This window comes from Serratia sp. BFP-2025, from assembly GCF_050880365.1.
In the GTDB taxonomy this organism is placed as follows: Bacteria; Pseudomonadota; Gammaproteobacteria; order Enterobacterales; family Enterobacteriaceae; genus Serratia; species Serratia surfactantfaciens.
The window spans coordinates 3,064,356-3,077,939 of the sequence record NZ_JBPAFV010000001.1 but is presented as its reverse complement, the minus strand read 5'-3'; the positions used below and the strand labels follow the sequence as shown (position 1 = coordinate 3,077,939).

13 protein-coding genes are annotated in these 13,584 nt (G+C 57.4%); 3 read left to right on the top strand and 10 right to left on the bottom strand.

What is annotated here, in order from left to right; all coding sequences use genetic code 11:
* Positions 1 to 57: 57 nt before the first annotated feature.
* Entirely contained in the window at positions 58 to 1,506 is a 1,449-nt protein-coding gene (gene thiI / locus ACRAWE_RS14770) for a tRNA uracil 4-sulfurtransferase ThiI (RefSeq protein ID WP_004940377.1), read from the top strand.
* A 66-nt stretch (positions 1,507 to 1,572) separates the two neighbouring features.
* Here thiI and yajL read toward each other — a convergent pair whose 3' ends face one another.
* Both yajL and panE read right to left on the bottom strand, forming a co-directional pair.
* A complete protein-coding gene (gene yajL / locus ACRAWE_RS14765) occupies positions 1,573 to 2,163 on the bottom strand; it encodes a protein deglycase YajL (protein WP_063918839.1) in 591 nt (196 codons plus the stop codon).
* Positions 2,126 to 3,037 (bottom strand): 2-dehydropantoate 2-reductase, encoded by a 912-nt coding sequence (gene panE / locus ACRAWE_RS14760; protein WP_432525522.1) that lies wholly within the window; start codon positions 3,035 to 3,037, stop codon positions 2,126 to 2,128. The genes yajL and panE overlap by 38 nt, the downstream gene beginning before the upstream one ends.
* 182 nt (positions 3,038 to 3,219) lie before the next feature.
* Between panE and ACRAWE_RS14755 the strand changes: the two genes are divergently transcribed.
* Entirely contained in the window at positions 3,220 to 3,711 is a 492-nt protein-coding gene (locus ACRAWE_RS14755; RefSeq protein WP_019454198.1) for a YajQ family cyclic di-GMP-binding protein, read from the top strand.
* A gap of 34 nt (positions 3,712 to 3,745) precedes the next feature.
* Here ACRAWE_RS14755 and ACRAWE_RS14750 read toward each other — a convergent pair whose 3' ends face one another.
* From ACRAWE_RS14750 to ACRAWE_RS14715, 8 genes are all read right to left on the bottom strand, one after another.
* On the bottom strand, positions 3,746 to 5,110 hold the full coding sequence (locus tag ACRAWE_RS14750) for an MFS transporter (RefSeq protein ID WP_063918841.1): 1,365 nt from the start codon (positions 5,108 to 5,110) through the stop codon (positions 3,746 to 3,748).
* A 198-nt stretch (positions 5,111 to 5,308) separates the two neighbouring features.
* The gene (gene cyoE, locus ACRAWE_RS14745; protein ID WP_019454196.1) at positions 5,309 to 6,199 is read right to left on the bottom strand and encodes a heme o synthase; all 891 of its coding nucleotides are present in this window, start codon (positions 6,197 to 6,199) and stop codon (positions 5,309 to 5,311) included.
* Positions 6,200 to 6,216: 17 nt separating this feature from the next.
* Positions 6,217 to 6,555 carry a cytochrome o ubiquinol oxidase subunit IV gene (locus tag ACRAWE_RS14740; RefSeq protein ID WP_019454195.1) on the bottom strand — a complete coding sequence of 113 codons (339 nt, stop codon included), beginning with the start codon at positions 6,553 to 6,555 and terminating at the stop codon, positions 6,217 to 6,219.
* Positions 6,555 to 7,169, bottom strand: a complete 615-nt coding sequence (locus ACRAWE_RS14735) for a cytochrome o ubiquinol oxidase subunit III (protein ID WP_154747581.1) — start codon at positions 7,167 to 7,169, stop codon at positions 6,555 to 6,557. Before ACRAWE_RS14735 ends, ACRAWE_RS14740 begins: the two co-directional genes overlap by 1 nt.
* Positions 7,159 to 9,150 carry a cytochrome o ubiquinol oxidase subunit I gene (gene cyoB / locus ACRAWE_RS14730; protein ID WP_004940366.1) on the bottom strand — a complete coding sequence of 664 codons (1,992 nt, stop codon included), beginning with the start codon at positions 9,148 to 9,150 and terminating at the stop codon, positions 7,159 to 7,161. Before cyoB ends, ACRAWE_RS14735 begins: the two co-directional genes overlap by 11 nt.
* 3 nt (positions 9,151 to 9,153) lie before the next feature.
* Entirely contained in the window at positions 9,154 to 10,104 is a 951-nt protein-coding gene (cyoA, locus tag ACRAWE_RS14725; protein ID WP_004940365.1) for a cytochrome o ubiquinol oxidase subunit II, read from the bottom strand.
* A gap of 440 nt (positions 10,105 to 10,544) precedes the next feature.
* Positions 10,545 to 12,023 (bottom strand): muropeptide MFS transporter AmpG, encoded by a 1,479-nt coding sequence (ampG, locus tag ACRAWE_RS14720; protein WP_432525521.1) that lies wholly within the window; start codon positions 12,021 to 12,023, stop codon positions 10,545 to 10,547.
* 51 nt (positions 12,024 to 12,074) lie between these two features.
* Positions 12,075 to 12,653, bottom strand: a complete 579-nt coding sequence (locus tag ACRAWE_RS14715; RefSeq protein ID WP_025160064.1) for a lipoprotein — start codon at positions 12,651 to 12,653, stop codon at positions 12,075 to 12,077.
* A 314-nt stretch (positions 12,654 to 12,967) separates the two neighbouring features.
* Here ACRAWE_RS14715 and bolA point away from each other — a divergent pair, with 314 nt between their 5' ends.
* Entirely contained in the window at positions 12,968 to 13,282 is a 315-nt protein-coding gene (gene bolA / locus ACRAWE_RS14710) for a transcriptional regulator BolA (RefSeq protein ID WP_004940361.1), read from the top strand.
* The last annotated feature ends 302 nt before the right edge of the window (positions 13,283 to 13,584 follow it).

Genomic DNA, 13,584 nt, shown 5'->3' with positions numbered 1-13,584 from the left:
ACGGCGATATGGTGATATACTCCGCGCCGTAATTCTTATCTGACAACAAAGACCGCCATGAAGTTTATCATTAAATTGTTCCCGGAAATCACCATCAAGAGCCAATCTGTGCGCTTGCGCTTTATCAAGATTCTCTCGACCAATATTCGCAACGTCCTGAAGCAGTATGATGAAACGCTGGCGGTCGTCCGTCACTGGGATCATATCGAAGTTCGCGCCAAAGATGAAAACCAGCGGCCGATCATTGCCGACGCGCTGACGCGCATTCCCGGCATCCACCATATTCTGGAAGTGGAAGATCGTGCTTATACCGATATCCACCACATCTTCGAGCAGACGCTGGAAGCCTACCGCGCCCAGCTGGAAGGCAAAACCTTCTGCGTGCGCGTCAAGCGCCGCGGCAAGCAGGCGTTCAACTCGCAGGACGTGGAGCGCTACGTCGGCGGCGGTTTGAATCAGCATATCGAGAGCGCGCGCGTTAACCTGACCCGCCCGCAGGTCACGGTAAACCTGGAGATCGAAGACGACAAGCTGATGCTGGTCAAACGCCGTCTCGAAGGCATCGGCGGTTACCCGGTCGGCACCCAGGAAGACGTGATGTCGCTGATTTCCGGCGGTTTCGACTCGGGCGTGTCCAGCTATATGCTGATGCGTCGCGGTTGCCGCGTGCACTTCTGCTTCTTCAACCTGGGCGGCGCCGCGCACGAGATCGGCGTGAAGCAGGTGGCGCATTATCTGTGGAATCGCTTCGCCAGCTCGCACAAGGTGCGCTTCGTCGCCATCGACTTCGAGCCGGTGGTGGGTGAGATCCTGGAGAAAGTCGACGACGGTCAGATGGGCGTGGTGCTCAAGCGCATGATGGTGCGTGCCGCTTCGCAAGTGGCCGAACGCTACGGCGTGCAGGCGCTGGTGACCGGTGAGGCGCTGGGGCAGGTCTCCAGCCAGACGCTGACCAACCTGCGTCTGATCGATAACGCGTCCGACACCCTGATCCTGCGTCCGCTGATTTCGCACGATAAAGAGCACATCATCAAGCTGGCGCGCGAAATCGGCACTGAAGACTTCGCCAAAACCATGCCGGAATATTGCGGCGTGATTTCGAAGAGCCCGACGGTGAAAGCCGTCAAGGCCAAGATTGAAGAGGAAGAGAGCCACTTCGATTTCAGCATTCTCGATCGGGTGGTGAGCGAGGCCAAGAACGTCGATATTCGCTCTATCGCCGAGCAGGCGCAGGAGCAGGTGACCGAGGTGGAAACCGTCGCGGCCTTCGGTGCCGACGAGGTGATCCTGGATATCCGTTCCAACGACGAACAGGAAGAGAAGCCGCTGCAGCTGGAACAGGTTGAAGTGAAAGCGCTGCCGTTCTACAAGCTGAGCACCCAGTTCGGCGATCTGGATCAGAGCAAAACCTATCTGCTGTACTGCGAGCGCGGCGTGATGAGCCGTCTGCAGGCGCTGTACCTGCTGGAGCAGGGTTTCAGCAACGTGAAGGTTTATCGCCCGTAACGCGTGGAGCGCCATAAACGATAAGGGCTGAACCGGTGTTCAGCCCTTTTTTTATCGGCAAATCGTTCAGTCGCGGAAATCGTACATCCCAGGGATCAACACCAGCTGCGCGGCGATCTCCGCCGCCTTGGCCTTGCCAAGCAGCAGATCGATCAGTTTCAGCGCAAACTCCATTGCGGTACCCGGCCCCTGGCTGGTGAGCAGGTTAACGCGAGCGTCGTACACCACGCGGCGTTCCATCCATTTATCCGCCGGTATCTGGTCTTTCAGGCCCGGGAAGCCGGTCATGTTGCCGACCGGGAACAGATCGTGGTGCTGCAGCACCAGCGCAGGCGCTGCGCAGATGGCGGCGACGATGTTGCCCTGCAGGTGCATTTGCCGCACCTTTTCCACCAGCAGCGGGCTGTCGCGGAAGCATTCCGCCCCCTTCAGGCCGCCGGGCAGCACGATGGCGTCGAAAGGCTCATCGACGATCGCCACCAGCGGCGCATCGGCCAGCAGTTTGACGCCGCGCGAACAGACGATAGTCAACTCGCCGTCGCCGGCAACGCTGGCGGTGGTGACTTTTACGCCCGCCCGCACCAGCAGATCGATGGCGGTGACGGCTTCGGTTTCTTCACTACCAGGTGCCAGGCAGACCAGCGCCGATACGCTCATATTCATTTTCCTTTCGTTTAATCAGTTCAAACAGCCGCGCATTCTCCGGCAGCGTGAGGCCGTGGCTGCGCGCGCGGCGCAGCAGGTAGCCGGTGATGTAGTCGATCTCGGTGTGCCGCTGGCTGCGGATATCCTGCAGCATCGACGAAACGTTGTCGGCGGTGCTGTGGATCACGTCCATGACATATTGCATCAGGCCTTCGCAGGAGGTGTGGTAACCCTCCATCGCCATCACGCTGGCGACTTCACGACACAGCGTTTCGATCTGCTCCGGGTAGCGCTGCAGATCGCCGTTGCGGCAGCCGTACAGCGCCGTCAGCGGGTTGATCACGCAGTTGACCGCCAGCTTGCGCCAGTTGGCCGAGGCGATGTTGTTGTGCCAGGCGACGTCGGGCAGCGCCTGATGCAGCACTTCCGCCAGGTGGCTGAGGCGTTGGGCGGCCGGCGAGGTCGGCCCGATGTGGGTGATGCCGGTGGCGACGTGAATAATGGTGCTGCCTTCGTGGCGCGCGGCGTGGGTGGTGGTGCCCTGCAGAATGGGCTGGCTGTTCGGCGGCAGCTCCTCCTGAGTGCCCATGCCGTTGTGCAGCAGCAAGATGGCGCACTGGGGGTTAAGCTTCGGCAGCAGCGCGCTGACCGCGCTGGACACTTGCCAGGCTTTCAGCGTCACCAGCAGCAGCTCGCTTTGCGCCAGATGCTCCGGATCGTTGGTGGGCAGATTGCGATTGAACGAGACGCCTTCCGGCTCTATCACGTTCACGGCGCAAAAAGGCTGAGGCACTCTTAGCCATCCCTGTACATCGTGGCCCTGCTGATACAGCCGGGAGAGCCACAGTTGTCCGAGCGCGCCGCAACCAAGAATGGTTATTTTCATTCAGTCTCCTTGGAAACACGGGAATACCGCTCAATTACCGTGAATTAACTATAGGCTTTATGGCAGCCCGAAGCGCTATCCCTGCGTGCGTTCAGCAGATTTTGTCTGAGGCGGTAAAGCGGTTATCATGCTCGGCATCAAAATCGCCTAAGCTATTAGGCACTCATTCAGGAGGAAGAAGTATGCCATCTTTCGACATCGTTTCCGAAATTGATATGCAGGAAGTGCGTAACGCCGTTGAGAACGCCACCCGCGATCTCGGTACCCGCTGGGATTTTCGCAACGTGCCGGCCAGTTTTGAGCTAAACGAGAAAGACCAAAGCATCAAGGTTGCCACCGAGTCTGATTTCCAGGTGCAGCAGCTGCTCGACATTCTGCGCGAAAAGCTGAGCAAGCGCAGCATCGACGGCGCCGCGCTGGAGATCCCGGAAGAATTTACCCACAGCGGTAAAACCTACAGCGTGGAAGCCAAGCTGAAGCAGGGGATTGAAACCACCGTGGCGAAGAAAATCGTCAAGCTGATCAAAGACAGCAAGCTGAAGGTGCAGGCGCAGATCCAGGGCGAAGAAGTGCGGGTGACCGGCAAGTCGCGCGACGATTTGCAGAGCGTGATGGCGCTGGTGCGCGGCGGCGATCTGGGGCAGCCGTTCCAGTTCAAGAACTTCCGCGATTAATCTCTACAGGGCCGGCATTGCCGGCCCTGATTCTTTACAGCGAATTGACCAGCGCTTCCAGCTGACCGCGATTGGTCTGCTTGGTATCCACCTTGACGTAGGCGCTGCGCTCCTCCGGCACCACGATCGCCTCGGCCACGCCGGGCTGCGCCTTCAGGCGGCTTTCCAGCGCCGAATCCTTCACCGCCAGTTCCGACAGCGTAATGCGCAGGCTGCTGACATACGGCGGCTCTTTCATCGTGCTGCTGACCAGGAACCAGACTGCAGCCAATACGGCGCCGGCGATAAACACCAAGCCTGCCCCCTGCAAACCGTAAAGCCAGCCGCCAAGGCTGCCGCCGATCGCCACGCCGATAAACTGGCTGGTGGAGTAGACCCCCATCGCCGTGCCTTTGTAGCCGGCCGGTGATTCTTTGCTGATCAGCGAAGGCAGAATGGCTTCCATCACGTTGAAGGCCATAAAGAACAGCTGCACGCCGGCGATGATGCCCCACAGGTGCATGCCGGAGAGCCACAGCAGCACTTCGGCACAGAACAGCACCGCCACGCAGCCCATAAATACCTGCTTCATGCGGCGATATTTTTCGGCATAGATGATGAAAGGCACCACGGCAGCGAACGACACCAGCATGGTCACCAGATAGACGATCCAGTGCTCGCTGGCCGCCAGCCCGGCTTTTTCCATCGCCAGCGGCAGCGCCACGAAGCTGGACATCAGCAGGATATGCAGACACATGATGCCAAAGTTGAGCTTCAGCAGGCGCGAATTGCTCAGCACTTTGCGGAAGCTGCCGCGCACGATGCTGGACTCGCGATTCAACAGATGGGTGTCGGCGGAAGGCACCACCGTCAAGGTGATGACAATGCCGGCCAGCGCCAGCACGGCGATCATCCAGAACAGCGCGTGCAGGCCGAAAGCGTGGGTGATGACAGGCCCCACGACCATGGCGATGGCGAAGGTGATGCCAAAGCTGACGCCGATAAACGCCATCGCCTTGGTACGGTTCTGCTCGCGGGTCAGATCGGAGAGCAGCGCCATCACCGCGGCGGCGATGGCGCCGGAGCCCTGCAACGCGCGGCCGAGGATCACGCCCCAGATAGAGTCGGTGACGGCGGCGATCACGCTGCCGAGGGCAAAGATCAGCAGGCCGCCGACGATCAGCGGCTTGCGGCCGATGCGATCGGACACCAGGCCGAATGGGATCTGAAACACCGCCTGCGCCAGGCCGTAGATGCCGATGGCGATGCCGATCAGCGCTTCGCTGGCGCCGTTGAGCGCCATGCCGTAGGTAGTCAGCACCGGCAATACCATAAACATGCCGAGCATGCGCAGGGAAAATACGGTGCCCAATCCCCAGGTGGCGCGGCGCTCCTGCGGGGTCATTGAATTATCGTTCACATCAAACCTCGGTAAAAACCATGCCATCAGACGTTGAGACAGCGCCTGATGGCATGATTTCTGTAAAGCTGCGTCATTTTAGTGTGCAGGGCAGGGGGGGTAAATCGAATGTTGTTTAACAGATATTACAGTTCGAGCGCTTTTCGGCGTGACAAATAAAATGGGCCGCATACGCGGCCCATTCACAGATGATTTGGCTTACCAAACGTAGGTCACCAGCGCTTCAGGCGCCGCCGTGGCGCTGAAGTCGATCGACATCATCACGCTCAGCGAGGTGATGGCGACGATGGAGAACACGAACAGTTTACGCGCCCAGACGCTGTCGTTTTCGGTTTTGTAACCGCGCAGCGCCATGCCGAGCCACCATACGCTCACCGCCGCAGCGACGATCAGGTATTTGTAGCCGGCATAACCCACCAGAGTCAGCATCAGCGTGGCGATCATAAACGCCAGGATGTAGACCGTGATGTGGTTCTTGGCGACGGAAATGCCTTTCACCACCGGCAGCACCGGAATGTTGGCCGCCTGGTAATCTTTAAAGCGGAAGATAGCGATCGCATAAGAATGCGGCATCTGCCACAGGCTAAAGATAGCCAGCAAGATCAACGCGCCGGCGTCGAACTCGTTGGTCACCGCGCAGTAGCCGATAACCGGCGGCGCAGCGCCCGACAAGCTGCCGATCAGCGTGCCGTAGACCGAGTGGCGTTTCATGTACAGGCTGTAAACGCCGACATAAACCACGAAGCCCATCACCGCCAGCCACATGGCCAGCGGGTTGGCCGCGATATACAGCAACGCGAAGCCCACAATACCCAACACGGTCGCATAAACCAGGGTGACACTCGGCGCGATCAGGCCTTTTACCAGCACCCGATTCTTCGTTCTCTCCATTTTCTTGTCGATGTCGCGGTCGATGTAGTTGTTAAACACACAGCCCGACGCGACCACCAACGAGACACCCACCAGGGTGGCGAGAAACAGGGGATAGTCGATGCTCCCTTTGGAAGCGAGCAGGAATCCCCCAACGACAGAAATTAAATTGCCGAAAATAATTCCTGGTTTAGTGACTTGCAGGTATTGCTTAATCATCACGTGCAGCTCAGCTCTTAATCGACCATCATATTGATGTTGAGGTTGTACATAATCCAGAGTGAACCTACAACAACGATACCGATGATCATAGCGGTGAACAGCAATGCCACCAGGTTCCAGCGCTCTTCCGATGAGGTGTTCATGTGCAGGAAGTAAACCAGGTGAACAATCACCTGGATAACCGCCATACCGACAACAACCGCCAGGATGGTGGAATGAGAGGCTGTGCCGTTCATTACCATCGCAAATGGAATTACCGTCAGGATGATCGACAGGATAAAGCCGACCAGGTATGACTTCACGCTGCCGTGGCTTGCGCCGCCGTGAGAGGTTTCATGGGATGAATGGCTCATTACATAACCCCCAGCAGGTAGACAACGGTAAATACGCAGATCCAGACCACGTCCAGGAAGTGCCAGAACAGGCTCAGGCACATCAGGCGGGTTTTGTTGGTCGCGGTCAGGCCGAACTTGCTCACCTGAATCATCATCACGATGATCCAAATCAGGCCGGAAGTTACGTGCAGACCGTGGGTGCCGACCAGCGCGAAGAAGCTGGACAGGAACGCGCTGCGATCCGGACCGAAGCCTTCGGCGATCAGGTGATGGAATTCATAGATTTCCATCGCCACGAAGCCCAGACCAAACAGGAAGGTCAGGAACAACCAAGTGTTTACACCGCCAACTTTACCCTTGTTCATGGCGATCATCGCCATGCCGTAGGTGATGGAGCTGAACAACAGCAGGAAGGTTTCGACCAGGACAAACTTCAGGTCGAAGATGTCTTTGCCGGTAGGACCGCCCGCGGTCCCGTTCACCAGGACTGCATAAGTCGCGAACAAGCTCGCAAACAAAATACAGTCGCTCATCAGGTAGATCCAGAATCCGAAGACCTTGGTCTCACCCGCGTCGTGGTGCCCATGCTCTGCATGGGCTGCGTTATGATTGGTCAGAGTTTCAGTTGACATGGTTCACGCCTGCTTTACGGATTTGTTCGTAGTGTTGGTTCTCAATGCGCTCGATTTCATCAACCTGCACATAGTAGTCAACATCGTGATCGAAGCTCTTGCCGATCCAGACAACGATCATACCGATGAAGCCAGCCAGAGCCATCCACCAGATTTCCCAAATCATTGCGAAACCGAATACCAGGCTGAAGAAGGCGATGATAACGCCGGCGCCGGTGTTCTTAGGCATATGAATCGGTTCGTATTTAGCCGGTTTCTTATAGGCTTCGCCTTTTTCTTTCATGTCCCAGAACTCGTCACGGTCATGAATCTGCGGTACTACGGCAAAGTTATAGAACGGCGGTGGAGACGAAGTTGACCACTCCAGAGTACGAGCACCCCATGGGTCACCGGTCAGATCGCGGTTCTGTTCGCGGTCACGGATACTGACGAAGATCTGGGTCAGCTGGCACAGGATGCCGCAGGCGATCAGCGCCGCACCGCCGGCTGCAACCAGCAGCAGAGGGTGGAACTCAGGGTTGATGTTCTGGCTGATACGACGGGTCATGCCCATAAAGCCCAATGCGTACAGCGGCATGAAGGCGGTGAAGAAGCCGATGATCCAGAACCAGAACGCGCGGATGCCCCATTTTTCGTTCAGCGTGAAGCCGAAGGATTTCGGGAACCAGTAGGTCAGGCCCGCGAAGCAACCGAACACCACGCCGCCGATGATGACGTTGTGGAAGTGAGCGATCAGGAACAGGCTGTTGTGCAGCACGAAGTTCGCGCCCGGCACCGCCAGCAGAACGCCGGTCATACCACCCACGGAGAAGGTGATGATGAAGCCAACGGTCCACAGCATCGCGGAGTTGAGCTTGATGCGGCCCTGATACATGGTGAACAGCCAGTTGAAGATTTTCACCCCGGTCGGGATGGAAATGATCATGGTGGCGATACCGAAGAAGGCGTTAACGTTCGCGCCGGACCCCATGGTGAAGAAGTGGTGCAGCCAGACGATGAACGACAGAACGGTGATCGCGATGGTTGCCCATACCAGTGAGGTATAGCCGAACAGGCGTTTTCTGGAGAAGGTCGCGGTGACTTCGGAGAACACGCCGAACACCGGCAGAACCAGGATATACACCTCTGGGTGACCCCAGGCCCAAATCAGGTTGATGTACATCATCATGTTGCCGCCCATATCATTGGTGAAGAAATGGGTGCCCAGATAGCGATCCAGGGTCAGCAACGCGATGGTGACGGTCAGAATTGGGAAAGAAACGATGATCAGGACGTTAGTACACAGCGCCGCCCAGGTGAACACCGGCATCTTCATCATAGGCATGCCAGGGGCACGCATCTTCAGAATGGTGGCGAAGAAGTTCACGCCGGTCAGCAGGGTACCCAGACCGGAAATCTGCAGACTCCAGATCCAGTAATCGACCCCGACGCCAGGACTGTACTCTTTACCCGACAGCGGCGGATACGCCAGCCAACCGGTCTGAGCGAACTCACCGACCCCCAGGGAGATGTTGATCAGCACCACGCCCACCACGAAGAACCAGAAGCTCAGGGAGTTCAGGAACGGGAAGGCGACGTCGCGCGCACCGATTTGCAGCGGCACCACGACGTTCATCAGGCCGACCACGAAAGGCATCGCCATGAAGAAGATCATGATAACGCCGTGCGCGGTGAAGATCTGGTCGTAGTGGTGCGGCGGCAGGAACCCGGCTTCGCCGGCGGACGCCAACGCCTGCTGGCTACGCATCATGATGGCGTCGGCGAAGCCGCGCAGCAGCATGACCATCGCCACGATGATGTACATGATACCAATTTTTTTATGGTCGACCGAAGTCAGCCATTCGCTCCACAACCACTTCCATTTGCCGAAATACGTCAGCAGCGCCAGCACTGCCAGGCCCCCGACGATAATTGCGGCTACGGTGACCATGATGATCGGTTCGTGGTACGGAACCGCATCAAGTGTTAATTTTCCCAACATCAGTTATTCCTCGGCTCCGGCGTGAGCAGCATGTTCACCCATGTCCATACCTTGGCTCATGTCCATGCCTTCGTGCGCGCCAGCGCCCTTGTGCATATCCATGTCGCCCATGAATTTGGCAATTGTTTCTTTGAACAAATTCGGTTTGACAGCGGCAAAGTACTCAACCGGGTTGTTTTCACTCGGCTCTGCCAGTTTGTTAAAGTCGTCGGTGGTGTTCAGGTTTTTAGACGATGCCTTCACCTTGGCCACCCACTGATCGAAGTCGCCTTCGGTCGGGGTAACAATCGCGGTGAATTTCATACCGGAGAAGCCTGCGCCGCTGTAGCTGCTCGAGATGCCCTTGTAGGCACCGGCTTCGTTGCCGATCAGGTGCAGTTTGGTCTGCATGCCGGCCATCGCATAAATCTGTCCACCCAACTGCGGGATAAAGAACGAGTTCATTACCGAGTTAGAGGTGATCTTGAATTCGACTGGAACATCTTTCGGGAAAGCCAGCTCATTAACAGTCGCAATGCCTTGTTCCGGGTAGATGAACAGCCATTTCCAGTCGAGCGACACCACTTCGATCGTCATCGGCTTCTTGTCGGTGACAATCGGCTTGAACGGGTCGAGTTCGTGGGTGGTCTTCCAGGTAATGGTGCCAAGGATGGCGATGATAATGATAGGAATGGTCCAGACGACCGCTTCGATCTTGTTGGAGTGGGCCCAGTTCGGACTGTACTTGGCGTCTTTGTTGGAAGCGCGATACTTCCAGGCAAAGGCGAACGCCATGAAGATAACTGGCACCACCACGATCAACATCAACGCGATTGCAGTGATAATCAGTGTCCGTTGCTCAACACCAATTGCTCCTTTGGGATTCATCAAAACCATATCGCAGCCACTGAGCAATACAGTGCCTGCGATTAATGACAGCATCCCAATACTTTTATTGTATTTCTTAAGTCTCATCTAACGACCTCAATAACAAAGGCTCAATTGTCGTTTCATGTGTGCGGGCATTTTACGGGAAGGTTGCAGTACTGTAAACATGCTTAAGGGAGTGTCAGCGGCTTGTTGACACTTTCTGTTAAGGGGGTCACAGATGTAACCCTGCGTGACAATTTACCAATGACAACAACGCGTTGGCACGCTGAATCGTGACGAGCAGCCCGTATGTTAAGGAAAACTAAAGGTATGATGAATTTGGCGAAGAAATGCACGGCGGGGAAATACGCAGAAAAGGTTTATTTAATGTAAAATAATTGTGTCTTAAAGGTGAATTTAATTTTATTTCCGAGTGCGGCAGTCGGATAAAAAAATAATTTCCGCGCCGATTATCTTTTTTTACCAAAATAAATATACCCGCGGATCGCTTTTTTTTCGGCCGGCGCAATCGCCGGCCGGTCAGATTATGCCAAACGGGTGCGGCGCAGCGCCAGGTAATCCAACGTACTGCCCATTACGACGCCGAGCAGGCTCAGCGCAGCGCCGGCCTGCAGCAGCCGATCGGCCAACTGTGGGGCCTGGGTCCAGTCCAGCGCATTGGCGATCAGCAGCAGCAGCCACAGGCCCAGCAGCGAACAGCCCAGCGTCAGCAGGCGCAGCGCCCAGTGGTAAGACCCTGAAAACTCGGTGCGCGGCATAAAGTCGCCATGCTGCTGGGTGTGATCCAGCGTTTGGCGACAGACGCCGAGCAGCAGCAAGCCGGGCAGGGCGGCGGCGATCGAGAACAGGTAGAACAGCGGCCAGCCGTGAGCTTCGACGAACCAGCCGGCGATTGGGCCGACATAAACGCGGCCCACGGCGGACAGCGCCGACAGCAGCGCGAACTGGGTGGCGGAGAACGACCTGTTGCACAGCGTCATCAGCAGCGCGACGAAGGCTGCGGTGCCCATGCCGCCGCACAGGTTTTCGAGGAAAATGGCGCTGCCCATGGTGAGCAGGCTCTTGTCGGTCACCGCCAGGATCCAATACCCGAGGTTGGACACCGCCTGCAGGATGCCGAACAGCATCAGGGCGCGGAACAGGGTAAGGCGCTGCATCAGCACGCCGCCGAACAGGGCGCCGACGATGGTGGCGAACAGGCCGAGGGTCTTGTTCACCAGCCCCACTTCACCGGCGTCGAACCCCACGCCGCGGATCAGGAAGGTGGTACTCAGGCTGCCGGCGAAGGCGTCGCCCATTTTGTACATCACGATCAGCAGCAGGATCAGCCAGGCGTTGTTGCGGCCAAAGAAATCGCGCAGCGGCGCGACGACCGCCTGTTCCATGGTGCGCGGCGCCGGGATGCTTTCATCCGGCTCCGGCGCCAACAGCGTGGCGGCCACGCCGATCAGCATCAATCCGGCCATCAGCCAATAGGTGGTTTGCCAGCCGAAATAGCGATCCGCCAGCCACAGCGCCAGGCCGCCGGAAACCAGCATCGCCAGCCGGTAACCCAGCACCGAGATCGCCGCGCCCGCGCCGCGTTCTTCGGCTTTCAACAGATCGGTTTTATAGGCGTCGAACACGATATCTTGCGAGGCGGAGCAGAACGCCACCAGCACCGCCAACGCCGCCAGCCACCACAGATGCTGCGCGGGCTGCATAAAGCCCATCGCCACGATCGCCGCCACCAGCAGCAGCTGGCTGATCAGCAGCCAACCGCGCCTCCGCCCAAGGAACGGGGGGGTATAGCGGTCCATGAAGGGTGACCAGAGGAATTTGAAGACGTAGGCCTGGCCCACCAGCGAGAAGATGCCGATGGTTTTCAGATCGATGTTTTCGACGGTCATCCAGGCTTGCAGCGTGCCGGAGGTCAATGCCAGCGGCAGACCCGACGCGAAGCCCAGCAGCAGCAGAATGGCGGAGTTACGCTGGGTGAAGATGTTCAGATAGTGTTTCGACATGAGTTCCCTGTCTGCGCCGCCCGATCCGCCGGGCGGCGCAAGGCGCGTCGATTAACGCGCGTTTTGCTTGATAAAGTCGTTGACGCTGGTGTCCTGCGCCATGTCGGCGATCACGTCGCCCAGCACGGAGTTGACGGCGTCGGTGATCTTCTCATTGGTGGCCGTGAAGGCGCCCTGCACGTTATAGGTGGAGCGGTAATTTTTCACCTGCTTGTTGCCGTTCTTCGCCTGGGCGATGATCGAGATGTCGGCTTTGGTGGTGATGTTGTAGCGCAGGTTGCCTTCGGAGACGTCCGCGTACAGGTTATTGACGACGATCTGCAGCGCGACCGGGCCGTCGGCGCCGATCATGTAACCGCGAGCGCCCATCTGTTTCTCCAGCACTTCCTGCAGCAGGAAGCGCAGATCGCGCGATGGCGTCAGCGTGACCAGTTGGCCGTCGCGATTCACTTTGGCCAGCGCCTGATCGGTGCGCTGATCCGCGCCGTTGATGCTGATGGTGATGCCCTGCAGGGTAGGATCCTGCTGCGGCAGAACGATTTTCGGCGTGACGTTCAGGGTGTTGCTGCTGGTCGCGCAGCCGGCCAGCAGCAGGGCGGCCAGCAAAGGAAGACAAAGTTTCTTTAACATGTTTTCTGTCTCATTCTCGATGGATTTAGCAATAATCAGAGCGGGATAGCCGACAACAAATTGCCGACATCATAGCATCGCCGCCGTGCGGTGGAAGCGCGGAAGGCGCCTGAGTGACAAATTTTTACCTGCCGTTGATAAAAACACGCTTTTTTGGCCCGCTCAATCGGATAATCCCCCAAGCGGCGGGGATGGCGCTCATCCTCTGACCGCAGAAAAGAGAAATTTGTCCAGGTGATGGTCTAAACGGGGGAAAACCGGCTAATATTGAACTAGATGGGCACGGTCCTCTGCCGGTGTTGTAAGGAGATCCTATGATTCGCGAGCAAATAGAAGCAAAGTTAAGGGCGGCGTTTGAGCCCGCGTATCTGGAAGTCGTTGATGAAAGCTATCGTCATAACGTTCCGGCGGGTTCAGAAAGTCATTTCAAAGTGGTATTGGTCAGCGATCGCTTCGTCGGCGAACGGTTTCTGACGCGTCACCGCTCCATCTACGGCGTACTGTCGGAAGAGCTGGCCGATGGCGTACACGCGCTGGCGCTGCACACCTATACGCTCAAAGAGTGGGAAGGATTGCAGGATACCGTGCCGGCCTCGCCGCCGTGCCGCGGCGCCGGGACGCTGGCCTGAGGGGGAAATTTTCAGGTATCAGTGGAACTTTGCCCTCGAATTAGGGTATTACTACTGACGAATTTTGAAACGGCCTGCGGGCCGTTTCTGTTTTTGACGACGACGCGGCCGATGCGCAATATGGCCAACGTTCGGTCTGTTTTGGCGGCCTTTTGGCGATTGAATCGACAAAAGTGTGAGTTTTAGCGCGCCTGCGCCGCCTAGCTTTCCTCGACTCGCCATGCATGCGCCGCTATAATGTCGCGTCTTATTTTTCCGGAATGGTTTCGGGACGCTTCTGTCATCAGGGAACTCGGTTCTTA

Bases quoted from the DNA above. Each gene is read 5' to 3' on its own strand.
- thiI (WP_004940377.1), top strand. From the start codon at position 58: ATGAAGTTTATCATTAAATTGTTCCCGGAAATCACCATCAAGAGCCAA.
- yajL (WP_063918839.1), bottom strand. From the start codon at position 2,163: ATGAGCGTATCGGCGCTGGTCTGCCTGGCACCTGGTAGTGAAGAAACC.
- panE (WP_432525522.1), bottom strand. From the start codon at position 3,037: ATGAAAATAACCATTCTTGGTTGCGGCGCGCTCGGACAACTGTGGCTC.
- ACRAWE_RS14755 (WP_019454198.1), top strand. From the start codon at position 3,220: ATGCCATCTTTCGACATCGTTTCCGAAATTGATATGCAGGAAGTGCGT.
- cyoE (WP_019454196.1), bottom strand. From the start codon at position 6,199: ATGATTAAGCAATACCTGCAAGTCACTAAACCAGGAATTATTTTCGGC.
- ACRAWE_RS14740 (WP_019454195.1), bottom strand. From the start codon at position 6,555: ATGAGCCATTCATCCCATGAAACCTCTCACGGCGGCGCAAGCCACGGC.
- ACRAWE_RS14735 (WP_154747581.1), bottom strand. From the start codon at position 7,169: ATGTCAACTGAAACTCTGACCAATCATAACGCAGCCCATGCAGAGCAT.
- cyoB (WP_004940366.1), bottom strand. From the start codon at position 9,150: ATGTTGGGAAAATTAACACTTGATGCGGTTCCGTACCACGAACCGATC.
- cyoA (WP_004940365.1), bottom strand. From the start codon at position 10,104: ATGAGACTTAAGAAATACAATAAAAGTATTGGGATGCTGTCATTAATC.
- ampG (WP_432525521.1), bottom strand. From the start codon at position 12,023: ATGTCGAAACACTATCTGAACATCTTCACCCAGCGTAACTCCGCCATT.
- ACRAWE_RS14715 (WP_025160064.1), bottom strand. From the start codon at position 12,653: ATGTTAAAGAAACTTTGTCTTCCTTTGCTGGCCGCCCTGCTGCTGGCC.
- bolA (WP_004940361.1), top strand. From the start codon at position 12,968: ATGATTCGCGAGCAAATAGAAGCAAAGTTAAGGGCGGCGTTTGAGCCC.